This window comes from Planococcus sp. VCh962 (assembly GCF_057748275.1).
Genome location: NZ_JBYLHS010000001.1, coordinates 1,299,169 through 1,325,106, shown reverse-complemented (window position 1 = coordinate 1,325,106; position 25,938 = coordinate 1,299,169). Strand labels below are relative to the sequence as shown.

28 protein-coding genes and 1 other annotated feature are annotated in these 25,938 nt (G+C 44.1%); of the genes, 26 read left to right on the top strand and 2 right to left on the bottom strand.

The features are described 5' to 3' along the window. Nucleotides 1-122 precede the first annotated feature (122 nt). The 4 genes from infC (at nt 123) to AC3AQ9_RS06705 (ending at nt 1,644) form a co-directional block, all read left to right on the top strand. Nucleotides 123-641, top strand: coding sequence for a translation initiation factor IF-3 (infC, locus tag AC3AQ9_RS06720; protein ID WP_488306841.1), 519 nt, complete (start codon nt 123-125; stop codon nt 639-641). A gap of 28 nt (nt 642-669) precedes the next feature. Further along, nucleotides 670-870 carry a 50S ribosomal protein L35 gene (gene rpmI, locus AC3AQ9_RS06715; RefSeq protein WP_033541514.1) on the top strand — a complete coding sequence of 67 codons (201 nt, stop codon included), beginning with the start codon at nt 670-672 and terminating at the stop codon, nt 868-870. A gap of 50 nt (nt 871-920) precedes the next feature. Continuing rightward, nucleotides 921-1,280, top strand: coding sequence for a 50S ribosomal protein L20 (gene rplT, locus AC3AQ9_RS06710; protein ID WP_488306649.1), 360 nt, complete (start codon nt 921-923; stop codon nt 1,278-1,280). Between the two features lie 85 nt (nt 1,281-1,365). Continuing rightward, nucleotides 1,366-1,644 carry a DUF1294 domain-containing protein gene (locus AC3AQ9_RS06705; RefSeq protein WP_488306648.1) on the top strand — a complete coding sequence of 93 codons (279 nt, stop codon included), beginning with the start codon at nt 1,366-1,368 and terminating at the stop codon, nt 1,642-1,644. Nucleotides 1,645-1,648: 4 nt separating this feature from the next. On the opposite strand, the gene AC3AQ9_RS06700 is transcribed toward AC3AQ9_RS06705, so the two are convergent. Next, a complete protein-coding gene (locus AC3AQ9_RS06700) occupies nt 1,649-2,035 on the bottom strand; it encodes a sigma-w pathway protein ysdB (RefSeq protein WP_488306647.1) in 387 nt (128 codons plus the stop codon). Nucleotides 2,036-2,129: 94 nt separating this feature from the next. On the opposite strand from AC3AQ9_RS06700, the gene AC3AQ9_RS06695 reads away from it, so the two are divergent. From AC3AQ9_RS06695 to AC3AQ9_RS06640, 12 genes are all read left to right on the top strand, one after another. Beyond that, nucleotides 2,130-2,615, top strand: a complete 486-nt coding sequence (locus AC3AQ9_RS06695) for a dUTP diphosphatase (RefSeq protein ID WP_488306646.1) — start codon at nt 2,130-2,132, stop codon at nt 2,613-2,615. A gap of 70 nt (nt 2,616-2,685) precedes the next feature. Continuing rightward, nucleotides 2,686-3,774, top strand: coding sequence for a M42 family metallopeptidase (locus tag AC3AQ9_RS06690; RefSeq protein ID WP_488306645.1), 1,089 nt, complete (start codon nt 2,686-2,688; stop codon nt 3,772-3,774). Nucleotides 3,775-3,958: 184 nt separating this feature from the next. Further along, entirely contained in the window at nt 3,959-4,894 is a 936-nt protein-coding gene (locus AC3AQ9_RS06685; RefSeq protein ID WP_488306644.1) for a nuclease-related domain-containing protein, read from the top strand. Nucleotides 4,895-5,291: 397 nt separating this feature from the next. Then, complete coding sequence (locus AC3AQ9_RS06680; protein WP_300983796.1) at nt 5,292-5,507, top strand: helix-turn-helix transcriptional regulator; 216 nt, start codon at nt 5,292-5,294, stop codon at nt 5,505-5,507. After that, nucleotides 5,497-5,997 (top strand): hypothetical protein, encoded by a 501-nt coding sequence (locus AC3AQ9_RS06675; RefSeq protein ID WP_488306643.1) that lies wholly within the window; start codon nt 5,497-5,499, stop codon nt 5,995-5,997. The genes AC3AQ9_RS06680 and AC3AQ9_RS06675 overlap by 11 nt, the downstream gene beginning before the upstream one ends. Next, on the top strand, nt 5,994-6,443 hold the full coding sequence (locus AC3AQ9_RS06670) for a small multi-drug export protein (RefSeq protein ID WP_488306642.1): 450 nt from the start codon (nt 5,994-5,996) through the stop codon (nt 6,441-6,443). Before AC3AQ9_RS06675 ends, AC3AQ9_RS06670 begins: the two co-directional genes overlap by 4 nt. A gap of 151 nt (nt 6,444-6,594) precedes the next feature. Next, nucleotides 6,595-7,362, top strand: coding sequence for a TrmH family RNA methyltransferase (locus tag AC3AQ9_RS06665; RefSeq protein WP_488306641.1), 768 nt, complete (start codon nt 6,595-6,597; stop codon nt 7,360-7,362). Between the two features lie 44 nt (nt 7,363-7,406). Then, nucleotides 7,407-7,635 (top strand) — a binding site (T-box leader). A 40-nt stretch (nt 7,636-7,675) separates the two neighbouring features. Continuing rightward, a complete protein-coding gene (gene pheS, locus AC3AQ9_RS06660) occupies nt 7,676-8,713 on the top strand; it encodes a phenylalanine--tRNA ligase subunit alpha (protein WP_488306640.1) in 1,038 nt (345 codons plus the stop codon). A 14-nt stretch (nt 8,714-8,727) separates the two neighbouring features. Next, complete coding sequence (gene pheT, locus AC3AQ9_RS06655; RefSeq protein ID WP_488306639.1) at nt 8,728-11,127, top strand: phenylalanine--tRNA ligase subunit beta; 2,400 nt, start codon at nt 8,728-8,730, stop codon at nt 11,125-11,127. Between the two features lie 220 nt (nt 11,128-11,347). Further along, a complete protein-coding gene (locus AC3AQ9_RS06650) occupies nt 11,348-11,725 on the top strand; it encodes a prepilin-type N-terminal cleavage/methylation domain-containing protein (RefSeq protein ID WP_488306638.1) in 378 nt (125 codons plus the stop codon). Next, nucleotides 11,722-12,120: a PilW family protein gene (locus AC3AQ9_RS06645; RefSeq protein WP_488306637.1), complete on the top strand. Its 399-nt coding sequence runs from the start codon at nt 11,722-11,724 to the stop codon at nt 12,118-12,120. Before AC3AQ9_RS06650 ends, AC3AQ9_RS06645 begins: the two co-directional genes overlap by 4 nt. 12 nt (nt 12,121-12,132) lie before the next feature. Further along, nucleotides 12,133-13,206 carry a hypothetical protein gene (locus AC3AQ9_RS06640; RefSeq protein WP_488306636.1) on the top strand — a complete coding sequence of 358 codons (1,074 nt, stop codon included), beginning with the start codon at nt 12,133-12,135 and terminating at the stop codon, nt 13,204-13,206. Between the two features lie 557 nt (nt 13,207-13,763). Here AC3AQ9_RS06640 and rnhC read toward each other — a convergent pair. Continuing rightward, the gene (gene rnhC, locus AC3AQ9_RS06635) at nt 13,764-14,696 is read right to left on the bottom strand and encodes a ribonuclease HIII (protein WP_488306635.1); all 933 of its coding nucleotides are present in this window, start codon (nt 14,694-14,696) and stop codon (nt 13,764-13,766) included. Nucleotides 14,697-14,780: 84 nt separating this feature from the next. On the opposite strand from rnhC, the gene zapA reads away from it, so the two are divergent. The 10 genes from zapA to AC3AQ9_RS06585 all read left to right on the top strand — a co-directional run bounded on the left by zapA (nt 14,781) and on the right by AC3AQ9_RS06585 (nt 25,823). Beyond that, complete coding sequence (zapA, locus tag AC3AQ9_RS06630; RefSeq protein ID WP_488306634.1) at nt 14,781-15,041, top strand: cell division protein ZapA; 261 nt, start codon at nt 14,781-14,783, stop codon at nt 15,039-15,041. A gap of 5 nt (nt 15,042-15,046) precedes the next feature. After that, entirely contained in the window at nt 15,047-15,583 is a 537-nt protein-coding gene (locus AC3AQ9_RS06625; protein ID WP_488306633.1) for a CvpA family protein, read from the top strand. 194 nt (nt 15,584-15,777) lie between these two features. Next, nucleotides 15,778-17,481: a DNA polymerase/3'-5' exonuclease PolX gene (polX, locus tag AC3AQ9_RS06620; protein ID WP_488306632.1), complete on the top strand. Its 1,704-nt coding sequence runs from the start codon at nt 15,778-15,780 to the stop codon at nt 17,479-17,481. Between the two features lie 12 nt (nt 17,482-17,493). Further along, entirely contained in the window at nt 17,494-19,854 is a 2,361-nt protein-coding gene (locus AC3AQ9_RS06615; protein WP_488306631.1) for an endonuclease MutS2, read from the top strand. Nucleotides 19,855-19,877: 23 nt separating this feature from the next. Continuing rightward, the gene (locus tag AC3AQ9_RS06610; RefSeq protein WP_488306630.1) at nt 19,878-20,288 is read left to right on the top strand and encodes a DUF350 domain-containing protein; all 411 of its coding nucleotides are present in this window, start codon (nt 19,878-19,880) and stop codon (nt 20,286-20,288) included. Nucleotides 20,289-20,563: 275 nt separating this feature from the next. Continuing rightward, a complete protein-coding gene (locus tag AC3AQ9_RS06605) occupies nt 20,564-22,255 on the top strand; it encodes an AMP-binding protein (protein WP_488306629.1) in 1,692 nt (563 codons plus the stop codon). A gap of 159 nt (nt 22,256-22,414) precedes the next feature. After that, nucleotides 22,415-22,999, top strand: a complete 585-nt coding sequence (gene fadR / locus AC3AQ9_RS06600; RefSeq protein ID WP_488306628.1) for a fatty acid metabolism transcriptional regulator FadR — start codon at nt 22,415-22,417, stop codon at nt 22,997-22,999. A gap of 16 nt (nt 23,000-23,015) precedes the next feature. After that, on the top strand, nt 23,016-23,789 hold the full coding sequence (locus AC3AQ9_RS06595; protein ID WP_488306627.1) for an enoyl-CoA hydratase: 774 nt from the start codon (nt 23,016-23,018) through the stop codon (nt 23,787-23,789). 20 nt (nt 23,790-23,809) lie between these two features. Beyond that, nucleotides 23,810-24,583 carry an electron transfer flavoprotein subunit beta/FixA family protein gene (locus tag AC3AQ9_RS06590; RefSeq protein ID WP_488306626.1) on the top strand — a complete coding sequence of 258 codons (774 nt, stop codon included), beginning with the start codon at nt 23,810-23,812 and terminating at the stop codon, nt 24,581-24,583. A 274-nt stretch (nt 24,584-24,857) separates the two neighbouring features. Further along, on the top strand, nt 24,858-25,823 hold the full coding sequence (locus tag AC3AQ9_RS06585) for an electron transfer flavoprotein subunit alpha/FixB family protein (protein ID WP_488306625.1): 966 nt from the start codon (nt 24,858-24,860) through the stop codon (nt 25,821-25,823). Nucleotides 25,824-25,938 lie beyond the last annotated feature (115 nt).

Here is a 25,938-nt window from a genome sequence, read left to right as displayed (position 1 = left end):
TCATAATTTGCGGGTGGACCTCTGTGGTCCATCCGTTTTTGTTTTGGATCGGAACCTGTCAACCGGCAATCGTCGGTTTGAACATTTAAGCTATTCGCGACACTATCCGGAGGTGGATTAATATTAGCAAAGACATTAATGTAAACGAAGGTATTCGTGCACGTGAGCTACGGGTTATTGATCAGAACGGTGAACAACTCGGCATAAAAACACGTAACGAAGCACTTGAAATTGCTGGCCGTGTCAACTTGGATCTTGTACTAGTGGCTCCACAAGCTAAGCCACCGGTTGCACGTATCATGGACCATGGTAAATTCAAGTTTGAACAGCAAAAGAAAGATCGTGAAATCCGCAAGAATCAAAAAGTCATCGTAGTCAAAGAGGTTCGTTTGAGCCCGACAATTGACGAACACGATTTCAACACGAAACTTCGCAATGCGATCAAGTTCCTTGAAAAAGGCGACAAAGTGAAAGCTTCAATTCGTTTTAAAGGCCGTGCAATTACGCACAAAGAAATCGGACAACGAGTTCTTGAGCGCTTCGCCGAAGCGTGCAAAGATGTGTCTACGGTTGAACAGCGCCCTAAAATGGATGGCCGCAGCATGTTCTTGATGCTTGCGCCAACAAACGAAAAAGAATAATAGTACAATTGTTTAGGAGGAACTCGAAATGCCGAAAATGAAAAGCCACCGCGGTGCGATGAAACGTTTCAAGAAAACTGGAACAGGTAAAGTAAAACGCAACCGTTCACACACAAGCCACTTATTTGCAAACAAATCGACTAAGCAAAAGCGTCACCTTCGCAAAGGGAAACTTGTTTCTGCAGGCGATTTGAAACGCATCAAATCTCTAATTTATAACATGAAGTAATCCAAAAATAAAAATCGAATTTTTCATATTCAAGCAGGAGGTAATGAATTATGCCACGCGTAAAAGGTGGAACAGTGACGCGCCAGCGTCGTAAAAAGGTAATTAAATTAGCAAAAGGTTATTACGGTGCGAAGCACATTCAATATAAAGTAGCTAACCAACAAGTGATGAAATCTGGTAACTATGCTTACCGTGACCGTCGCAACAAAAAACGTGATTTCCGCAGACTGTGGATCACTCGTATCAACGCAGCAGCTCGTTTGAACGACATTTCTTACAGCCGTCTAATGCACGGTTTGAAAGTTGCTGGAATCGACATCAACCGCAAAATGCTAGCTGAAATCGCTGTATCTGATGCAGCTGCTTTCACTGCACTTGCAAATGCTGCAAAACAAGCAGTAGCTAAGTAAGAAAAGCCCGGCCATTGCAGCTGGACAATAATTAAAATAAAAGACTGACGAATTTTCGTCAGTCTTTTTCTATGGAGGCATTTAGATGTTTTATATTATACTAGGATACTTTGGAGCTTTATCCATTCTGGCATTTTTCATGATGTACATAGACAAAAAGCAGGCGCAAAAGCGTGGCCGGCGAATCCCTGAAAAAAACCTCTGGACAGCTGCTATTTTTGGCGGCGGCATTGGCGCTTATCTTGGCATGATGGTATTCCGCCATAAGACGCGCCATACCAATTTCCGGATAGGTTTCCTCATGCTCGCTGTAATTGACGCGGCAATCCTTTTATGGAGTTATCAAACTTTCAGCCAAGGGTGAGCGTTCACCCTTGGCTTTTCATTAATTGTTCTATCGGATTTTTCCAATTGATCTGCGCTTTTGGATAACGCATCCTAATTTCTTTTTCAAGAAAATAAAAATCCTCTTTTGTGAATTTCTGCAGCTTAGTGGGATTCTCTGCCCAGACAAATATAGACGCGACTTCAAATGCCTCTTTTGTCGTTCCAAAATACTTTTCTCCTTCAAATACTACACCGTGCATCGTCATGAAAAAATTCCTGCGGACATTTTTCGCATCATCATAAAAATAATAAGCACCACTTTTTATAGCTGCATCAAACTTCCGCTTTGGATCGAATAAATAGCGGAGCAGGCGGTAGAACAAGTAAAGTATAAGGGCAATAACAATAAGGCGAATTAAAAAAGCCACATGAAGACCTCCTGTCCACAATTGTTCTAATGTATAATATACGGATGGAAAGTATAATAGTTTCAAGATTTTATTTAAATTAAGGAGTGTTTTTATGGAACTGCGAGAGTTATTTTTAATGCAGGAAGAACTGGACCGATATATTCAAGCAAATCAAGGAGTCAATGAAGATGTCTTCCGGAAAAAAGGCTTGGCTTTGCTGGTGGAACTGGCGGAACTGGCCAATGAAACTCGCTGCTTCAAATTTTGGAGCACAAAAGGGCCGTCAGATCGAGCTGTGATTTTAGAGGAATATGTTGATTCCATTCACTTTTTGCTGTCACTGGGCATTGAGAAAAAATTAACTGACCTGGAAACTTGGCCAAACCCTGTAGTTGAAGGGGATTTAACGGAATTGTTCTTAGGAACCCAAGCGGCTATACATAGTTTTATAGAAGGCTATACGATGGAAAATTACCAGGAGACTTGGAGCTGGTATGGAGCAATTGCAAGAGCGCTCGGGTTTACATATGATGATGTATTGAAGGCTTATATCGCTAAAAACCAGACAAACTACAATCGGCAAAATGAAGGTTATTAGCATAATTTTTTGATAATAAGAAGGATTTGATTTATAATAAATGGACATAAACATTTAGGGGGTCGAATTAATGGCGAACATAGATGAAACATTAACGATGTTAAAAGAATTGACGGATGCGAATGCGATTGCCGGAAATGAACGGCAATCACGTGAAGTCATGAAAAAATACATAACACCGTTCGCAGACTCAGTGGAAACAGATGGTTTAGGAAGTTTGATTGCCCGTAAAGAAGGTCTTGCAGACGGACCAAAAATTATGGTAGCTGGACATTTGGATGAAGTCGGCTTTATGGTTTCACAAATTGACGATAGAGGCTTTCTGAAATTCCAGACCGTTGGCGGCTGGTGGGGACAAGTCATGTTGGCACAGCGCGTCACGATCACGACTCGCAGCGGCAAAGAAATCATTGGAATCATCGGTTCAAAACCGCCGCACATTCTATCGCCGGAAGCACGTAAAAAACCGGTCGAAATTAAAGATATGTTCATTGATATCGGCGCTTCCACGCGTGAAGAAGCGAAAGAGTGGGGTGTTATGCCAGGAGATATGGTTACGCCGTATTTTGAATTCCATGTCATGAACAATGATAAAATGCTGATGGCGAAAGCTTGGGACAACCGCATTGGCTGCGCCATTGCCATTGACGTTTTGAAAGGGTTAAAAGGCGTAGATCATCCGAACATCGTCTATGGAGTTGGAGCTGTTCAAGAAGAAGTCGGTCTTCGCGGTGCGAAAACTGCAGCAGCTATTATTCAGCCGGATATCGGTTTTGCGGTTGACGTCGGCATTGCAGGGGATACACCGGGAATCTCTTCCCAGGAATCCAACAGCAAAATGGGAGCCGGTCCGCAGATTGTGTTATACGATGCTTCGATGGTTTCCCACCGTGGTTTGCGCGAGCTTGTTCTCGATACTGCGGAAGAAGCTGGCATTCCTTATCAATTTGAAACGATCCCTGGCGGAGGAACTGATGCAGGATCCATCCACTTGACAGCAAACGGTGTGCCATCACTTTCGATCGGTGTAGCTACCCGCTATATCCACTCGCATGCCGGCATCCTGCACCGCGATGACTATGAAAATGCAGTGAAGCTGGTCATTGAAGTGATTAAGAAATTAGATAAAGACACAGTTGCTCGGATTACATTCGAGTGATTGACCAACCTTCGCCTTTGGCGGAGGTTTTTGTATTTAATGGATGAGTGATCATAGAACAGCCTTGAGTGATCATAGACATGCTGCGAGTGATCATAGAATCTCCCAGAGTGATCATAGAAAAAAAAAACCGCAGAAATCATCATGGATGATATAATTCATCTACCCTAGAAAGGAGGAAGATATGAAATTATCAAGAGCAGAAGCATTGCAAGGCGCAATCCGGAGGTTGAAAGCGGGTTCTCCCGATCAACTCTTTCTCGAAAAAGAGCTATTTAACACAGAAGCTGGAATACGAGGAGAGCAGCGGTTGCGTAAAAAGTTTATTGAATTTTATTTTCCAGAAGGATACGAAATTATTTGGAACAATTGCCTCACATTAAATCAGTGGCCGGTTCAGATCGATGGACTGTTATTAACGAAAAAAGTAGCCATTATTATCGAATCAAAAAATATTAGCGGCGAACTATATTTCGATAACGACACAAGCGAATTTTATCGCGTTGATGGAACCGGTATTAAAACAGTTATGGACAACCCAGCAATACAAGTGGAGAAACACATACGCTTCATGAAAGCTTGGTTCGCGGCACATTCTATCCAGCTGCCTGTCGATGGACTCCTGGTTTTTACCGCCAAGCAATCCGAACTCAAATCCCTCCCCCGAAATATTCGTACATGTAGACATCACCACATGATTGAAGTTCTTTTTAAAATCATCAAAGAATACAAACCTCCAACGAACTTACGAACTTCCCTTGAGTATACGAAGAATTTAATCGAAAGCAACCAGACACCTTTTCCGCAAAAGCCGATTCTAGTCCAGTATTCAATAAAACCTGAACTGTTGGATCACGGTATTTTTTGTGAGCACTGCGAAACGCCAACTGTAGCCAAACATCTTCGCAGCTGGCGATGTTTACAATGCGGGCTGGTCGACAATCACAGTCCTGTAAGAGCAGTGCTCGAATATATTTCTTTTTTTGGCGGGCCGGTTTCAAATGAAAATATAAGAGATTTTACCGGAATAAAAGATCGCCATACTGTTAAACGGTTGCTCACTTTAAATGATTTTGAAAAAGCCGGACAAAAAAGGCACAGCAGATATTTTCTGAAGTAAATATCTGCTGTAATTAGAGTGAATGATCATAGAAAGCCGCTGAGTGATCATAGAAGTCAAATAGTGATCATAGAACGTTGATGAGTGATCATAGAATTGTCTTCAACGCTCATAGACTCTCCAAAAGTGATCATAGAAAATCAGAAAGCTCTCTTTTAACGCTTTTCGCCCGCGAAAAGCATCCATTTAAATTCCTTTTCTCTCGGTTTTTCCAATAATCCATACTCACAAGCCCTCCGCAGCCAGCGGAGGGCCTTTTTAATTATAATGACCCCGGTCCGCTGTTCGCCAGCGAACAGCTGCCAGAGAAAAATGTTAATTATACTTGACTTAATGTTAAGTAAACTATACATTATGTTATATAGACCGAACATCGGCAAAAGGAAGGATGAAGCGGATGCTGAAGAATCGGGTGAAAGAGCTGCGGGCACGGTACGGTTTTACACAAAGTGATTTAGGCAAGCAAGTGGATGTCACACGGCAGACGATCGCGTTTATTGAAAAAGGCGAGTTTTCGCCTTCAATTACGTTGGCGCTAAAGCTTGCGAAAGCATTACAGACGAATGTGGATGAATTATTCTGGTTGGAAGGGGATGAAGAGGATGAAAAATGATTTTCGCTTGCAGTATCCATTGTGGATGATGGGGTTTATCGTGGTACTGGGGATTTTTGCTTATGGCATCAGTTCACCCATTACAGAAGTGATCGAAACAGATAATGAAACGAGCATTATGGTAAGCATCGGACCGGCAGAAGGTATATTTGCTGTAGGCTCAGTGATTTTGTATTCAATCATGCTGGCAATATTCGCTTACAAATTGAGAAGCCACAATAAAAGAAACCCAGCACAACGAGTTTCTGCATTTTCAATACGGCCGCCTGAATACATGGAGCAGGATGAAGGTATGACTTACATCACCCGGAAAGCAGCCCAAAAAGTATATACGTTCATTACATGGGGATTGCCTCTCCTGGCAGCATTTGCGATTGTCATGCCCTTGCCAAGAATTTTCATCATTTGGGGAATCTTGTGCATCGCGCTTGGCCAGTACTGGATTTATTACCGAGAAGTCAGCAAACACTTGAAGGAGGAAGCTGAATGATTTACGAATATTTTCTTGTATTTCTTGGAGCCGCGATTCCGTGGCTTGAAATTGCATTGGTCATTCCACTCGGAATTGTCTGGGGACTGTCGCCGTTTTGGGTAATGGTGATGGCTTTTGTCGGCAATATGTTGACGGTGCTGGCGCTCATTATCGGTTTTGACCGATTCAAAGTCTGGTATTTAAAGCGGCAAGAGGAAAAAGGGAAAATCCATTCCAAGAAAAACGAACGGGCAAAGCGAATATGGAATAAATATGGTTTGCCTGGACTTGCGCTTCTGGGTCCGATTCTCATCGGCACACATATCGCAGCTTTCATCGGAATGACGCTTGGGGCGACGAAAAAGAATACGACACTTTGGCTGACCATCAGCATTGCGCTGTGGACCCTCTTTTTCGGACTCGCGACAGCATTAGGCTTCGACTTTTTCACGAAGGAATTGTAAGCTGTATCCAGACTCCAGCGCTCAAGCATAAGCTAATCCGGCTACGCGGCAAAAGCGTCGCTTCGCCTATGCTTGTCGAATCTACATGGGCACCTGTGCATTTCTATATGCTATACTTGAGCTATTCTGAAATAAAGGCGTGAACCACATTATGAAAAGAATTGAATCCACTCAAAACTCACTCGTCAAGCATTGGAAAAAGCTTGTCACCACCAGAAAAGAGCGCGATAAATTTGCCGAGTTTCTGGTTGAAGGCTTTCATTTGACGGAAGAGGCATTGAAAAAGAAAGAACTCATCAAATCCTTGATTGTCCGTGAAGGCGTCGATATTCCAGAGGACTGGGATGTATCGGATGTTCCTCAGTACTCGGTGACGGCAGCGGTTGCGAAAGAAATTTCTGAGACGGAGCATTCGCAAGGGATTTTCGCCCATTGCGCACAGCCGGAATTTATGGAAGACGAACAGCAATCGTGGAGCAAATTATTGCTGATTGATGCGGTCCAAGATCCAGGCAACATTGGAACGATGATCCGCACAGCTTCAGCTTGTGGCATGGATGCGGTCGTTCTTGGGAAAGGCTGCGCAGACCCGTTCAGCCCGAAAACGGTCCGTTCCGCACAAGGCTCCCATTTCCAGATACCTGTCGTAAAAGGCGAACTGACAGAATGGGCAAGTGCACTGAAAAACCGCAGCATTCCATTGTTCGGGACAGCCTTAGTCAACGCGACGCCTGCGCATGAAGTAACAAGCCAGGAAGATTTTGCTTTGATTGTCGGCAATGAAGGCAGCGGCGTGGATCCGGTTTTATTGAATCAGACGGACCAGAACTTGGTGGTGCCATTATACGGCGAAGCAGAATCATTGAACGTTGCAGTAGCTACGGGAATCCTGCTGTATAGTCTGGTGCCGAAAAACTAAGTTTGATTAAACTTGTGAAATTTCGTATAATTGAAAGGTAAATAACAAAAGCTGTGACCGGGAAAAGTACGTCGCGAAGTTGCAAAAAGGGAGTCTGCACCTTGACTGGAAGTGCGGATATGCAAAACGCCTCGGAAGTTCACCCCGCGAGCTGCCTGACGGGACCAGTAGAACTGCTGTAAAGACAGGCCGGTGAAGAGCCGTTATGTAAATGAGTGATTGCGCCTGACGCAATAACTAGGGTGGTACCGCGAATAATGCCTCGTCCCTTTTTTGGGACGGGGCTTTTTTATGTTTAAAAGGAGGAGAAAAAATGGAAGCACAATTGCAGGAATTAAAAACCGCAGCGCTGGAGAAAATTTCAGCGGCGACAAATGTAAAAGAATTGAACGATGTCCGCGTTGCCTACTTAGGCAAAAAAGGGCCGATTACGGACTTATTGAAAGGCATGGGGAAACTGCCGGCTGAAGAGCGCCCGAAGATGGGCGCGCTGGTCAATGTGATCCGTGAAGAAGTGACAGCTTCTCTTGAAGAACGCATGGCGATTCTAGAAGAACAAGCGATCAATGAAAAATTGCAAAGCGAAATCATTGATATTACATTGCCTGGACGTCCGGTAAAAACGGGCAATCCTCATCCGCTGACACGTGTTGTTGAGGAAATCGAAGATTTATTCATCTCCATGGGCTACGAAATCGCGGAAGGCCCGGAAGTGGAAAAAGATTATTACAACTTCGAAGCGCTCAACTTGCCAAAAGGCCATCCGGCACGCGATATGCAGGATACCTTCTATATAACGGATGAAATTTTGCTGCGCACGCATACTTCACCCGTGCAGGCACGCACAATGGAAATCAAAAAAGGGGAACCGTTCAAAATCATCTGTCCGGGGAAAGTGTACCGCCGCGATAGCGACGATGCGACACACTCTCACCAGTTCACGCAAATTGAAGGGCTGGTCATCGGCGAAGATATCCGCATGAGCGATTTGAAAGGGACACTTCAAGTGTTTGCGAAGAAAATGTTCGGCGATGACCGTGAAATCCGTCTGCGTCCAAGCTTCTTCCCGTTCACGGAGCCTTCTGTTGAAATGGATATTTCTTGCTTCAAATGCGGCGGAAGCGGCTGCAACGTCTGCAAGAAAACCGGCTGGCTTGAAATCCTTGGTGCCGGCATGGTTCACCCGAATGTGCTTGAAATGGCTGGCTACGATTCAAAACGGCTAACTGGTTTTGCGTTTGGTATGGGACCTGAACGGATCGCGATGCTGAAATACGGTGTGGAAGATATCCGCCATTTCTATACGAACGACGTCCGCTTTTTATCCCAATTCCAACGCACGGAAGTTTAAGGAGGAAATAAAATATGTTAGTATCCATTAAATGGCTGAAAGATTATGTAGATACACAAGAATTAGCACCTGCTGACCTTGGTGAAAAAATCACGCGTTCCGGCATTGAAGTCGATGCAGTGATCGACCGTTCACATGGCATGACGAATGTCGTCGTCGGTTACGTTGACTCATGCATCAAACATCCGGAAGCGGATAAATTATCCATCTGCCAGGTGAATGTCGGCGAAGAAACGACACAGATCATCTGCGGCGCACCGAATATTGCAGCCGGACAAAAAGTAATTGTTGCACGCCCAGGCGCCATACTGCCAGGCGGCATGAAAATTAAAAAAGCGAAGCTTCGCGGAGAAGAATCGAACGGCATGATTTGCTCTCTTCAAGAATTAGGAATTGAAGGCAAGCTTGTACCAAAAGCATACGCAGAAGGCATTTATGTCTTGCCGGAAGACGCGGAAATCGGTTCTGATGTCATCACGAATTTCGACTTGGATGATACCATACTTGAATTAGGCCTTACGCCAAACCGTGCAGATGCCATGAGCATGCTGGGTGTCGCTTATGAAGTTGGCGCTATTTTATCGGAAGAAGTAAAACTTCCGGAAGCGGCTTACATGGAAGCAGCGGATACAGCACAATCCATGCTGACATTGAACATCGATGCACCGGACGCCAATCCGCTATACGTCGCTAAAGTGATCCGCAATATCGAAGTGAAAGAATCGCCAATGTGGCTGCAGCAGCGCTTGATGGCTGCCGGAGTACGCCCTTTGAATAACGTAGTCGATGTCACGAACTACGTGTTGATGGAATACGGCCAGCCGCTGCATGCGTTTGACTACGATTCTTTGAAAACAGGCAATATCACCGTAAGAAACGCCAAAGAAGGTGAAAAAATCACCACTTTGGATGACACGGAACGTACGTTGTCTGCACATAACTTGGTTATCACAAACGGCGAAGAGCCTGTCGCGCTAGCTGGTGTCATGGGTGGCGCAAATTCGGAAGTCAGCGATTTGACTGAGACCATCGTCATTGAATCTGCATATTTTGCGTCAAATTCAATCCGTCAGACATCAAAAGACCATGGCCTGCGCAGCGATGCAAGTTCACGCTATGAAAAAGGCGTCGACCCGAACCGCGTCATTCCTGCAGCGGAACGCGCAGCGAGCCTGATTGCTGAACTTGCCGGCGGGGAAGTGCTTGCTGGATCGGTCATTTTCGATAAGCTGGACCGGGAAGAAAAAATCGTCAAAGTTTCTCCAGACTTCATTAATACACGTCTTGGCATGAAGATTCCTTTTGAAGACATGATGGAAATTCTGGACCGTTTGAAATTCAATGCGGATGCCATCAATGGCCAGTTGGTCATCTCGGTGCCGACGCGCCGTCAAGACATTCAAATAGAAGAAGATGTTGTAGAAGAAATCGCCCGCCTTTATGGCTATGATGAAATTCCTGCTACTTTGCCGGAAACAGAAGCGACTCCAGGCGGCTTGACGCCGTATCAGGAAAAACGCCGCATCGTCCGCCGTTATTTGGAAGGCGCAGGGCTTCTGCAAGCAACGACTTATTCACTGACGTCTGAGAAATCAGCGACTCAATTTGCGCTGACTGAAACAGAAACGACAAGACTGTTGATGCCGATGAGTGAAGAACGCAGTGTTCTTCGCCAAAGCCTGCTGCCGCATTTATTGGAATCGGTATCGTACAACACGGCTAGAAGAATGGATTCTGTGGCTATGTATGAAACCGGTGCGGTGTTCTTGAAAACAGAAGGCGAATTGCTGAATGAAGAAGAACATTTAGCAATCGCTATGACTGGATTATGGCTGGACAATAGCTGGCAAGGGGAAAAGAAAGCCGTCGATTTCTTCGTATTGAAAGGAATCGTGGAAGGGCTGGCAGCTAAACTTGGTGTTGAACTGGCGTTTGAACGCGGTCAAATGGATGATTTGCATCCAGGACGTACAGCATTTATCATGCTGAACGGAAACCGTGTCGGTGTTATCGGACAGCTGCACCCGAATGAACAAAAAGAACGCGACTTGAAAACGACCATCGTTATGGAATTGAATATGTCGGCGTTGTTGAATGTTGAACCGGAAGCACTGGTTTACACACCGGTGCCTCGTTATCCGTCCATTTCGCGTGACGTTGCCTTAGTCCTTTCGAAAATTGTGGAAGCCGGTACCATTGAAACTGTCATCCGCAATGCAGGTGGCAAACTGCTGAAAGATGTGCGTGTCTTCGACTTATACGAAGGAGATAATCTGGAAGAAGGCAAAAAATCAGTGGCGTTCTCATTGACATACTTTGATCCGGAGAAAACCTTGACCGATGAAGAAGTAACAAACGTCCATGAAAAAGTACTTTCAGCTTTAACAGAAGTAGGCGCGGAACTGCGCAGCTAATCGAATAAGCATCAGCAATAAGTAAAAGCGGAATCTTTATGATTCCGCTTTTTTCTATTGAGCAATAAATTATGATTTTATGGATTTTAGTTACATTTACATTGGTAAAAAGCACCGCTTTTATTTATTTAATATGTTAAACTTACCTTAATAGAATTTAGAAGGCTTTAAATGACATGTTTAGAGAAACGCCTTAATTGTAGAAGTGAGGGAAAAGCCTATGAAAGAAAAATTTCAAAATGAACATGGCATGACTCTGGTGGAATTGTTAGTCTCACTTGTTCTTTTGGCAATAGTATTAGTTACATTCATGTCATTCTTTACCCAATCAGCTAAATTTACTGCGCATAATAGTGAGAAATTGACGGCTGTACAAGTGGCTGAAGATGTTATGGCGGAAGTTCGACAAGGGAGAACCAGTATTCCTAGCAATAATTATGAAAATTATATAATAGCAATTGAAGTATCTAATGGTCCTCCAAATACTAATTTGAAGAAAGCGGTTATCACAGTGAAGTCGAATTCAAATCGTGAGCTTAAGAGTAAGAATTTTGTGACAGAAATGTATTTTAAACAGCCTGCGGGGTCAGCACTATGAAAAACGAACGTGGAATAACATTGGTCGAATTGTTGGCTGCATTAGCTATTGTGGGAATTATCACTGCATTAGCCGTTTCTGTATTCGTGAATGGGTCCAATGCGGCAAACAGAAATGCAGCAAACCAGAGAATGCAGCAAGAAGCGAATTATATTGTAGAAGTTATCAGGAATAAATATCTGGAGAATAGTGATCAAGTCATTACATTGGAAATCCGTGCAGGAGGAAATCCGGAAGTTTTATTGATGGATGGAACGAAAATTTCAGAAGGCTATAACTATTCTTCTTCTACTCTTATAATTGATCGGCGCCAAGATGTGAAATTTATTATGACCTTAGAAATTGAACCAAGGGCTACATATGAAATTGAAACCACATTTAGCAAGCTTCGCTGAGGAGGTAACCAAATGAAGACCATAAAAGACGAAAAAGGATATGCATTAATAATGGTTATGTTACTAGTACTTGTATTTACTATTCTTGGCGTGGGCTTGTATACAATGAATATGAATGCTGCGAAACAGTTTAATAACAAGGAAGACCAAGTTCAAGCTAGGCATTATGCTGAAATGGGTTTATTGCATTATCAAGCACTTATAACCAACGTAGTTGAGAAATATAAGTTTAACGCTACACAAGCACAAGCGGGTACAGCGATTTCCAGAAGCCGTCAGGAATTATGCAATCAAATCCGTGCAATCGGCATTATTGAACAAAATCGGATTGAGGGTTCTTATAAAGTGCCAACGGCCGACCTTAGTAGATGTGCTGCTCATGATACGGGAAGAATCACTGTAGTAATGAAAAGTACTGGAATCGCTGAAAACGGGACTAGCAAATTAGTGGAAGGCAGTATGGAAGTGGCTCCCCCAGAAATTGCAACAAGTAGTGTGGATCCTGTGAGTGGACCCGCAATTCCGGCAAAACCGGTAAACAACACTGGTAAAGAAACCATTACTACCTACCCTTCATCAGGTGCGGTTAGAGAATTTGTAGAATTAAATGGGCCATTTACGATTAACAGGGCTGCTTATAATTTTGAATCATTTATTATCAATTCACCATCTCCATCGGATAATGCATTGATAAATACAGGCGGAAACAACAACGATTCCCTTAAAGTTGAAAAAGACTTGTATATAGGAGGGGGCGTCTATTCAAATAACCATATCTGTATTTATGTCCAAGGAAATTTGACTGTACTGGGAAACATAGATTTAGGCCCACATAGTCTTATTCTTGTATATGGTAATGCGTACTTTAAAGGATCTGTTAATACTAATTCAACTACAAAAATACATGTTATCGGAAATACGTATGTAGGTGCTTCCAAAACCTTGACCAATGCATATAAGAATTTTCAAGGATACACCAGTAAATGTGAAAAGGACATCACTTGGCCGGACCCGGAAGAAGTTGCGCTTACAGGAAAAGAATATAATTGGATTACGGATAACAAGCTTGATGTTATTTATCATTGATTTAAAAACCATAAGAAATATTTCTTATGGTTTTTATTAGTTCCCCTCCAGTGTCTCCCAGTCAAATCCATTGAATCTTCACATTCGTAAAATAAGCTTTAATATTCAACTGCGAAAATTCTACGCCATGTTTCAGCGGGAATTTCCTGCCGCTTTGTTCCCAATTTTCTCTATCTTTTGGGAGAAGTCACCGAGCTTTCTTGAGTAGAGTGTCCATTTCGTTAAAGTAGCCAAAGCATGCAAAAATCGATACACAAGCGACTGGATTAATGAAAGTCTTCTACCATGGTTGAAAAAGAACTTTCTCGCTGATAATTCCGATGCGGTTCTAATGAAATTACACTAGATTCAGCGTTCGACGAATCGGTCAATTAAGTTCATTTCCGACTTTTTGAATCCACGGATTCCGTTTTTTCATCTCTAAATTACCTAGTACAAAATCCTTAAAAAAACTTTCTTTCTTCCAGAGATATGGTAAAATAAGAATGTTCTAAAAATTTGAAGGCGACTTAAAAAGCTCAAGGATTTATCCCTCAAGCTTTTCAAATGAATTTTTATCAATGGGAGCGTCTTTTAGATGCCAAATCTTTCGCTTTCTTCGTATTGGCGAAATGGACTTTCGTGATTGACTGCAAAAAAGCCTCGCCGTGCTTCAGCAGAATTTTGGCTGCCGCTTCATCAACAATTTTCCCTGCGCCTTTTGGTAAAGTGACGCCAGCTTTTTGGCTGAGCGCATCCATTTCTTCCAAAAAGGCGACACGTGCAATAATGGATGCGCAGGCTACTGACACATGCAGGCCTTCCGCTTTTGTGGAAAAGAGTACATTTTCGCGGATGATTTCCGCTTCATTTTTAATGTGGTTATAATAGATGCCACGTTCGGCAAATTGGTCAATCAGGATCGCTTCCGGCTTCTCGGGAGCCATTTTGCGCAGGACATGTTTTAATGCCTGATTATGCAAAAGCGCTTTGATTTTTCCTTGAGACCAGCCTTTGCTTTGGACAGCGTTGTATTTATCGTTTTTCAAAGTCAGCACACTATGCAGAAAGGCCGCTTTCAAGTCCGGTGCAATTAGGCGCATATAATCATCCGTCAATTGCTTGGAATCTTTCACTCCCAGTTCATGGGCAAGTGCGACTTTGTCAGCTGGTACAAAGCAAGCGGCGACCGTGATCGGTCCAAAAAAGTCGCCGGTTCCTGTTTCGTCAGAACCGAGAACTGATTTTTTAGCGAAATTAGAAGGCAAGGCATCGCCTTTTGTGGAAACGGTTTTGGCAGTAGGGGAGGCTGAACCCCATCTGGCCGCTTCCCGTTCGGCACCGGCTCCTTGGAACATAACTTTCCCGGAATTATAAACAGTTACAACCGTATCGGACAATTTAGCTGTAAAGCGGATATAGGGAGCTTTCGCTGCCACTTTTTTATTTTCATAATGATTAATGATCTGGAGGAGACTTTCCTCGGGAAGTTGAAGCACTGTATTTGACATGGGTGAGTCTCCTTTCTTATAATTCACTTTCTAGATTAGTTCATGGTATGATTATGTATAGGATTTCTAAGGAGGGATGGAGCATTGGCAGAGGATCACAGAATTCGCACTTCAGTAAAGATATATGGCTATACTTATAAAATGGTTGGCACAGAAACATCCGCACACATGCAGCTAGTCGCGTCGATTGTGGATGAGAAGATGCGTGAAATCCATGCGATGAACCCATCACTTGATAGTTCGAAGCTCGCTGTATTAGCCGCTGTTAATATGGTACATGATAATCTTAAACTGAAAGAGCGAGTAGAACAATTAGAAAATGAATTGAGAAAGTTGAAGGGTTGACGAACATGCTTGATATTATTTTATTGGTTTTGTTGATTGGCGGAATTATTGTTGGCGCCAAACGGGGTCTCGTACTCCAGCTGATTCACATGGTAGGCTTTATTGTCGCACTCGTCGTTGCTTATCTTTATTATAAACCTTTAGCCGACTACTTCGTTCTGTGGGTGCCGTACCCGGTTGTCAGCGAAGATTCCCGGTTTACAATTGCCATTGAGCAGTTGGATCTGGACCAAACATTTTACCAGCTATTCGCATTCGCATTAATTTTCTTTGTGGTGAAATTTGGATTGCAGTTGATTGCAACAATGTTTGATTTCCTGAAATATTTGCCGGTTCTTGGTTTTGCCAGCAAAATTCTTGGAGCGGCTTTAGGGTTCATCGAAGTGTACATACTTCTGTTCATTTTCATTTACGTGTTTGCGCTGCTTCCGATGGAGGCCGTACAAAGCCAGCTCGAGAATTCCGGCATATCCCAGTTCATGCTTGAACGGACACCTTATTTCTCAGAGAAAGTAAAAGAATGGTGGTATATTTATACGTAAGCAGGAAAGGAGTTGTCCTAACGCAATTGGGACAGCTCCTTTACAACGAAGCTAGCTGAGCGATGCGAATCCATTGCAAAGATAGGAGCAACGATTAATCATAGTTTTATTATATGGAAGGTTGTTCAATAAGTTATTTTTCAACTTGTTGGGCAGCCCCTTTTTTAAGTCGAATTTATACTGGAGGGCTCTGGATGAATAAAAAAATTATCATCAGAACACTTGAAAAAATTGCATTGTATATGGAATTAAAAGGCGAAAATCCCTTTAAAGTTTCGGCATTCCGAAAAGCGGCGCAAGCGCTTGAACTGGATCAACGCAGTTTGGATGAATTGGAAGACGTCACAAAATTGAAAGGCATCGGCAAAGGTACAGGAGATGTCATTCTGGAATTGATTGCAACTGGAAAATCAACGGTCCTGGAAGAACTCCAAGCAGAAGTGCCAAAAGGGCTTGTGCCATTGATGAAACTCCAAGGAATGGGCGGCAAGAAAATTGCGAAGCTGTACAAAGAGCTAGGGATCGATTCAGCTGAAGCGCTGAAACAGGCATGCCTTGATCACGAAATCCAGAAATTACCTGGCTTCGGGCCAAAATCCGAAGAGAAGATTTTAAAGGAATTGACGGAATTCGACTCCAAACCAGGCCGCCATCCCATATGGAAAACGGAAGAAGCCGTGGAGTTCGTTGAAAGTGTGCTGTCGGGCATCGAAGGCATCAGTGAGTTTTCTGTAGCCGGCAGTTACCGGCGCACGAAAGAAACGAGCAAAGACCTTGATTTTATTGTAGCAACTGCTGATCCGGCTGCTGTAAAAGAACAATTGCTGGCCGCTCTCCCAATACAGGAAACAATTGCCTCAGGAGATACAAAAGTTTCGGTGACGGTGGAATTCCAGGATCCGATTGACATTGACTTCCGCTTAGTGGCGCCAGAAGAATTTGTCACGGCTTTGCATCATTTCACGGGTTCAAAAGATCATAATGTGAAAATGCGGCAGCTTGCGAAATCACAGAATAAGAAAATCAGTGAATACGGTGTAGAGCAAGAAGACGGTACAGTGGCAACTTTTGCATCTGAAACCGATTTCTATGCTCATTTTGGATTGCCGTTCATTCCGCCGACTGTGCGGGAAGATGGGCGGGAATTGGATCTTCTGGATGACCTCCCGCTGATCGTCGATTTGTCGGATATGAAAGGCGATTTGCATATGCATACAACGTGGTCGGACGGTGCCAATTCACTGACGGAAATGATTGATGCTTGCCGCAGCCGCAAATACAGTTATATGGTGATTACGGATCATTCAGAGTATCTGAAAGTCGCCAACGGCTTATCGCCGGAACGTCTATTGAAGCAAAACGCGGAAATCCGTGAACTAAATCAGAAATACGACGACATCGAAGTGCTGTCCGGAACGGAAATGGATATCCTGCCGGACGGTTCGCTCGATTTTGATGATGAAGTGCTGGAACAGCTTGATTTTGTCATTGCCAGCATTCATTCCAGTTTCCAGCAGCCACGGGAGCAGATTATGGAACGGATCTTGACGGCGATGAAAAATCCCCATGTGGATATGATTGCCCACCCAACCGGCCGCATTGTGGGCCAGCGGAGCGGCTATGACCCGGATATGGAGCAGCTGCTGGATTGGGCAAAGGAATACGGCAAAATTGTCGAATTGAACGCCAGCCCGTACCGCCTGGATCTGGCGGTCGAACATCTGGAAATGGCACAGGAAAAAGGCGTGCCTGTCGCCATCAATACGGATGCCCACGCCATCGAACAGCTTGAAGTGATGGCCATTGGCGTCCGCCATGCCCAAAAAGCGTGGCTGAGAAAAGACAATGTTGTCAATACTTGGCCATTGGAGAAATTGAAAGAATACCTGAAAAAATAGGAGGTGTCTCGCTTGATCGCTGAACGCGCATTGAGAACACTTGAGTTTTATAAAATCCGCGATGAAGTGGCACGATATTGTACCTCATCTCTTGGGAAATCAAAAATCGATGAATTATTGCCATCGACCGATATAAATAGAGTCAACCGTTTGCTTGAAGAAATGGACGAAGGCGCTGGGGTGCTGCGAGTCAAAGGAAATGTGCCAATGGGCGGCATTTTTGACATCCGCATGCATGCCAAACGAGCACAGATCGGCGGCAGTTTAAGCCCGATGGAGTTGATGGAAGTATCTTCGACCATCCGGGCAAGCCGGATTCTTCGCCAATTTTTCGAAGGCATCCGGGAAGAAGGGACCATTCAAATCCCTCATTTTCTCGAGAAAAAAGAGTCGATGCCAATATTGACGGCGCTTGAACATGACATCAATATGTGCATCGATGACAATGGCGGCGTCCTGGATAGTGCAAGTTCTACCCTCCGGACAATCCGCCAGCAATTGCGCTCACAGGAAAGCCGTGTGCGTGAACGCTTAGAGAGTTTGGTACGCGGCAAAAACGCCTCGAAGATGCTGTCAGATTCCATTGTGACCATTCGCAATGACCGGTTTGTTATTCCGGTCAAGCAGGAATACCGCAGCCATTATGGCGGCATTGTGCATGACCAGTCTTCATCTGGGCAGACTTTGTTTATTGAGCCGGATGCAGTGGTCCAAGCCAATAATGAAGTGCGCCGGTTGAAAATGAAAGAAAAAGAAGAAATCGACCGCATCCTGCAAATGCTTTCGGCCGAGGTGCAAGAAGTGGCGCATGAACTTTTTGTCTTGGTTGAGGTACTGGGAGAGATCGACTTGATTTTCGCGAAAGCGAAATACGGTTCAGCCAATAAATGTTCGAAGCCCGAAATGAATACAGAAGGCTATATCAATTTACGGAAAGCTCGTCATCCTTTGATTCCAATCGATGAAGTGGTGGCTAACGATATTGAATTCGGCCGTGATATTACGGCAATTGTCATCACCGGACCGAATACAGGCGGGAAAACGGTGACCTTAAAAACGGTGGGCCTCTTTACCTTGATGGCCCAGGCGGGATTGCCGGTTCCGGCGCTAGACGGCTCGGAACTCGCAGTTTTTGATCAAGTTTTCGCCGATATCGGTGATGAGCAATCAATCGAACAAAGTTTGAGTACATTCTCTTCCCATATGGTCAATATCGTTGATATTTTAACGAAGTTCGATGAAAATTCATTGGTCATTTTTGATGAACTGGGGGCAGGCACCGACCCGCAAGAAGGAGCGGCTCTTGCCATTTCTCTCCTTGACGAAGTCCATGGACGTGGCGCCAGAGTCATGGCCACTACCCATTACCCGGAACTGAAAGCTTATGGCTATAACCGGCCAGGCGTCGCCAATGCCAGCGTAGAGTTTGATGTGGAAACGCTCAGCCCGACCTACCGCTTATTGATTGGCGTTCCGGGGCGAAGCAATGCCTTTGAAATTTCCAAGCGGCTTGGCTTGCCGGATCATATCATCAAGCACGCGCAGAGTTTTACCGGTACGGACCGGCGTGAAGTGGATTCGATGATTGAGTCTCTTGAAAAGAGCCGAAGAGAATCCGAACGCGATGCTGAACAGTCAAAAGAACTGTTGGAAGAAGCGGACCGCTTGAAAAAAGAGTTAGCCGACCAGTTGAAGCAGTACGAAAATCAAAAAGAGAAATTAGAAGAAAAAGCAAAAGAAAAAGCCCGCAAAATCGTGGAACAGGCAACAAGAGAAGCAGAAGAGGTCATGTCCGAGCTGCGTAAAATGCAGATGAACCAAGCGTCGAGCATCAAAGAACATCAATTGATTGATGCCAAAAAACGCCTGGAAGCTGCCATGCCGGAAAACCGCGTTTTAAAGAAAGCTGCAAAAGCAAATCAGACAAGAGAGCTGAAAGTGAACGACGAAGTAAAAGTCATTTCATTTGGCCAAAAAGGGACGCTGGTAGAAAAAGTGTCGGATAAAGAATGGATTGTGCAAATCGGCATTTTGAAAATGAAGCTGCCTGAGTCGGATCTGCAATATACAAAACCGGAAAAACAGAAGGAAACCAGAACGATGGCGACGCTGAAAAACCGTGACAGCCATGTTAAACTGGAACTTGATCTCCGCGGGGAGCGCTATGAAGATGCAATAGCCCGTGTTGAAAAATACATTGATGATGCGTTACTATCTAATTATCACCAAGTATCGATTATCCATGGAAAAGGGACGGGGGCCTTGCGCCAGGGTGTCCAGCAATACTTGAAAAAGCATCCTCGGGTGAAAAGCTACCGTTTCGGCGAAGCGGGAGAAGGCGGCTCTGGAGTTACAGTAGCTGAATTAAAGTGATTTTGCATAAGGGAGATTGAAGCATGTCAGAGACTGGATTTTGGACCCATCCGCTGGTAGAAACAGCTGGATACTTCAGCGTTGTCGTATTATGTTTAATCGTATCCATGGTGATTTTTGAAATGGTCACCAAGTACAAAAACTGGGAAGAAATCAAAAAAGGGAATTTGGCAGTAGCCATGGCAACAGGCGGTAAAATTTTCGGAGTTACGAACATTTTCCGTTTTTCGATTGAAGAGCACAATACCTTGCCTCAAATGATAGGCTGGGGATTGTACGGATTTACGCTGCTGATCTTTGCTTATATTCTGTTTGAATTTCTGACACCAAAATTCAATGTGGACGAAGAAATTGAAAAAGACAACCGCTCAGTCGGATTTATTTCATTGACCATTTCAGTCGGCCTGTCTTATGTCATTGGCGCGAGTATTTAATAGGAGTTGTGGGCAATGGAAAACCTGATAAAAATACTATTTGTTTTTTGCGTGTTGTTCGTCATTGTGGGTATTGTTTTTCTGTTCATGATCTAGACGGAACGGCCAGTCAGCGACTGGCCGTTCTTTTTTGTTACAAAAAATCGAAAGAAATCGTAATCAGCAGAATATCAAGAGCGGTAGCATGATTCGCTATTGAAAGCGTTACCAATTAAAGTTATAATTAAAAATAGGAATATTCGCACTATTCTATAGCCCTAAAGGAGGAAGAATGAATGACTGAAAAACCATGGCTAGCCCATTATCCGCCAGAAATTCCTCATACTTTAACCTATCCAAATATGCCTGTACAAGAGTATTTAACACAGGCCTATGAACAATTTCCTGATAAAGTGGCTATTCATTTTCTAGGGAAAGACGTTTCCTATCGGGAATTGTATGATTCATCAAAAAGGTTTGCAAACTATCTGCAGACGCTCGGCATAAAAAAAGGGGACCGTGTAGCCATTATGCTGCCGAACTGCCCGCAGGCGGTCATCAGCTTTTATGGCGTCCTGTATGCCGGCGGCGTTGTCGTTATGACCAATCCGCTGTATACCGAAAGAGAAATTTCTTATCAGATGAACGATTCAGGAGCACGCGTTATTGTGTCACTGGATATTTTATTTCCCCGTATTTCAAAAGCAATCAAAGATACAAAACTGGAAAACGTCATCATCACCGGAATCAAAGATTATTTGCCATTCCCGAAAAACATCGTTTATCCATTGGTGCAAAAAAAGCAGATGGGCATGTCAGTAAAAGTTGAACACCGCGGCATTTATCACCTTTTTACAGAGGTTATGAAAATTGCTTCAACAGAAGTAGCCAAGACTCCATTTGATTTTGATGAAGATTTGGCGCTGCTGCAATATACAGGCGGAACAACAGGATCTCCTAAAGGCGTTATGCTGTCGCATAAAAATATTATTTCAAATGCGACAATGTGCGATCATTGGCTGTATAAAAGCAAAAAAGGCGAAGAAACAATCATGGGCATCATCCCGTTATTCCACGTTTACGGTTTGACAACTGTGTTGATTCTTTCGGTTATGCAAGGCAACCGCATGGTGCTATTGCCAAAATTCGATCCGGAAACCGCCCTGAAAACCATCAGCAAACAAAAGCCGACTTTATTCCCGGGAGCCCCGACACTTTATATCGGCTTGATGAATCATCCGGATATAGCAAAATATGATTTGTCTTCGATTGAAGCTTGCTTGAGCGGTTCTGCCCCATTGCCGGCGGATGTTCAGGAAAAATTCGAGAAAATTACCGGCGGCAAATTGGTGGAAGGCTATGGACTGACTGAAACTTCACCGGTCACGCATTCTAACTTGGTGTGGGGTGAACGGACAAAAGGTTCAATCGGATTGCCATATCCCGATACCGACTGCAAGATTTTCCTGCCAGGCACAACAGATCCTGTTCCAAATGGCCAAATTGGCGAAATTGCCATCAAAGGGCCGCAAGTGATGAAAGGTTATTGGAACCGTCCAGAAGATACCGCTGCAACGATTGTGGATGGCTGGCTATTAACCGGAGATTTGGGGTATATGGACGACGAAGGGCATTTCTTCATCGTCGATCGCAAAAAAGACATGATCATTGCAGGAGGCTTTAATATTTATCCGCGCGAAATCGAAGAAGTCCTGTATGAACATGAAGCTGTTCAGGAATGCGTGGTAGCGGGTGTTCCAGATCCGTATCGCGGAGAAACTGTTAAAGCATACATTGTCCAAAAAGAAGGGTATAATATTTCAAAAGAAGAATTTGATGCGTATTGCCGCAAGCATCTGGCATCGTTTAAAGTACCGCGTGTATATGAATTCCGCAAGGAGCTTCCTAAAACCGCGGTAGGCAAAATTTTGCGCCGTGCCTTGGTAAATGAAGAAATCGCCAAGCAAAATGAAGCGGTGCCTTCTTAATGAAAGTCGATCCCTTCCATGCTTTTTGAATGCGAATGCAACAATAGCTTGTGGACCAAAGATAGCCAGAAAAGCTTGACACCATAATGGATTAACTATAATATGAAAATATGAATGAACCGCCATTCATATTTTCATATTTTTTTGGGTGGTGATGAATTGGTAAAGAAGGATAAACCGAAATATAAGCAAATCGTTGATGCGGCAGTAATTGTAATAGCTGAAAATGGCTACCATCAAGCGCAAGTTTCAAAAATTGCCAAGCAAGCAGGCGTTGCAGACGGTACGATTTATTTATACTTCAAAAATAAAGAAGATATTTTAATTTCAGTTTTTCAGGAAAAGATGGGTGTGTTCGTTGAAAAACTGGAACAGATTCTGATTAGAGAAATCCCGGCTTCAGAGAAACTGCGATTGATGATCGAAAGCCATTTTGGTCTGTTAGCCAGCGATTTGCATCTTGCCATCGTGACCCAGTTGGAGCTTCGGCAGTCGAACCATGACATCCGCCTGAAAATAAATGGCGTGTTGAGAGAGTATTTATTGTTGTTGGATAAAATCTTGGTCAAAGGCATGGAAGACGGAGAATTTGATAAAGAGATGGATATCAGACTAGCCAGACAAATGGTTTTTGGTACAATGGATGAGACGATTACCACTTGGGTAATGAATGATCATAAATATGATTTAGTCGACTTGGCGCCGAAAGTTCATCGCTTGTTGATGAAAGGGATGCGCGCATAAGAAAGGGGCTCATCGGATGGAATTTATCAGTTGGAAGAAAGAAGACGGTGTGGCGATTGCTACCATCAATCGTCCACCGGCAAATGCTTTATCGCGTTCACTCATTCTCGAAGTGGACCAACTGCTAGATGAAGTGGAAAATGACGACGAAGTCCGGGTTGTTTTGTTGCATGGAGAAGGCCGGTTCTTTTCCGCTGGAGCAGACATCAAGGAATTCACTGAAGTCTCTTCAGGTCAAGAATTTTCGCAATTATCAGCTAGTGGGCAAAAAGTTTTTGAACGCGTAGAAACATTCCACAAACCAGTCATTGCAGCGATTCACGGAGCGGCGCTCGGTGGAGGGCTGGAGCTGGCGATGGGCTGCCATATGCGGTTTGTCTCTGAAAATGCTAAACTGGGATTGCCGGAACTTCAGCTGGGGCTTATTCCTGGATTTGCGGGAACTCAGCGTTTGCCAAGATTTGTAGGGGTGGCAAAAGCGGCTGAAATGCTATTGACGAGCGAACCGATTTCAGGAAAAGAAGCAGCACAGCTGGGATTAGCTAACCGGGCTTATGCAGAAGAAGATTTATTTTCGGAAACGCTTTCAATTGCGAAGAAGATTGCGAAAAAAAGTCCGGTGTCGGTGAAAGCGGCCATCCAAATGCTGCAATATGCGAAACATGCTTCTTTCTATGAAGGAGTTGACGCAGAAGCCGAATCATTCGGAACGGTTTTCGTTTCTGAAGACGCAAAAGAAGGCATCCAGGCATTCCTGGAAAAACGCGAAGCACAATTTAAAGGGAAATAATACTTGGGAGGTTTACGTTCATGAACATTTATGTATTGGTAAAACGCACGTTTGACACAGAAGAAAAAATCGTCGTTTCAGGTGGCAAAATCCAGGAGGACGGTGCGGAATTCATCATCAATCCATACGATGAATACGCGATTGAAGAAGCGATCACTGTCCGTGATGAACACGGCGGAGAAGTAACGGTCATTACAATAGGCGGAGAAGAAGCTGAAAAGCAGCTGCGCACAGCTTTGGCCATGGGCGCTGATAAAGCGGTTTTGATCAATACTGAAGACGATGTGGAAGAATTGGACCAGTTTACATCTGCGTACATACTGGCTGAATATTTAAAAGACAAAAACCCGGATTTGATTTTGGCAGGAAATGTCGCGATCGATGGCGGTTCTGGACAAGTCGGCCCACGTGTTGCGGATCTTTTAGGCATCAACTACGTGACGACGATCACAGACTTGAAAATTGACGGTTCTACTGTAACGATTGTCCGAGACATCGAAGGGGATGCGGAAGAACTTGAAACTTCATTGCCATTGCTTGTGACAGCCCAGCAAGGCTTGAACGAGCCGCGTTATCCATCGCTTCCTGGCATCATGAAAGCGAAAAAGAAGCCGCTTGAAGAAGTGGAACTGGATGACTTGGATATCGAAGAAGATGACGTAGAAGCGAAGACAGAAACAATCGAAGTCTACTTGCCGCCGAAAAAAGCTGCAGGACGCGTCCTGGAAGGCGATCTATCGACACAAGTATCTGAATTGGTTGGTCTGCTGCGCAACGAAGCGAAAGTCATATAATAATCGAAAAGCGGAAGCGACTCGAAGGGCTGGGTGCAGCAGCTGGACAATGAGAAAAGCGGAAATGGCCGTTAAGGTCCGACTGGCATAAGACGGATCGGCGAAGTGGCGCTCTTTGCCACACAGCCGGAACGGCTTATGACCCGAGGACCTGGTCATTGCAGCTAGACAAGAAAAGCGGAAGCGGCCGTGTTAATTTAACAGGTCACTGAAGCATCAACTGTATATATTCGTTCCATTGATTTTTCACATCTACTTAGGGGGTAAACGGATTATGGCGAAAAAAGTATTAGTATTGGCAGAGACGCGTGAAGGCGCTTTGCGAAATGTTTCATTTGAAGCAATTGCCGCTGCGAAAAAAGTTTCTGGCGGAGGAGAAGTGGTTGCAGTATTGCTTGGTGATTCTGTTAATGACTTTGGACAGGAATTGATCAATTACGGAGCGGACCGTGTCATTACGGTGGAGCACCCGCATTTGAAGCATTATACATCTGATGGATACGGCCAGGCGTTCATGGCAGTTATCGAACAGGAAAATCCGGAAGCTTTGGTATTCGGCCATACAGCAGTCGGAAAAGATCTTTCTCCGAAAATCGCTTCTAAACTGCAAGCCGGTTTGATTTCCGATGTTACAGATATCGAAGGAGAAGGCGATGACGCAGTATTTGTTCGCCCGATTTTCTCAGGTAAAGCGTTTGAAAAAGTGAAAAACAAAGAAGGCATTCTCTTCTTCACTGTTCGCCCGAACAACATTGCGCCACTTCCAAGAGAAGAGCGTTCTGGAGAAGTAAGCGCGCTTTCAGTAGACATCACAAACTTGCGCACGATCATCAAAAACGTAGTGCGCAAATCTGCTGAAGGCGTCGACCTTTCTGAAGCAAAAGTGATCGTGGCAGGCGGACGCGGAGTAAAGAGCTCGGATGGCTTTGCACCATTGCAGGAATTGGCGAATCTTCTAGGCGGCGCAGTCGGCGCTTCACGTGGAGCATGTGACGCTGATTATTGCGATTACTCACTTCAAATAGGTCAGACAGGGAAAGTCGTGACACCGGACCTTTACATCGCCGCTGGTATTTCTGGGGCTATCCAGCATTTAGCAGGGATGTCCAACTCAAAAGTAATCGTAGCGATCAACAAAGATCCTGAAGCGAATATCTTTAAAGTGGCAGACTACGGCATTGTAGGTGATTTGTTCGAAGTCATCCCGATGCTGACAGAAGAATTCAAAAAAGTAATGTAATCAAAAAAGCGGCCATTAACACTTGGGCCGCTTTTCGTTTGATTTCCTATATTTAGGGTAAAGTAAGCTTAGGCAAATAAATAGCTAGTGAAAATAGTGCATGCTATAATCAATT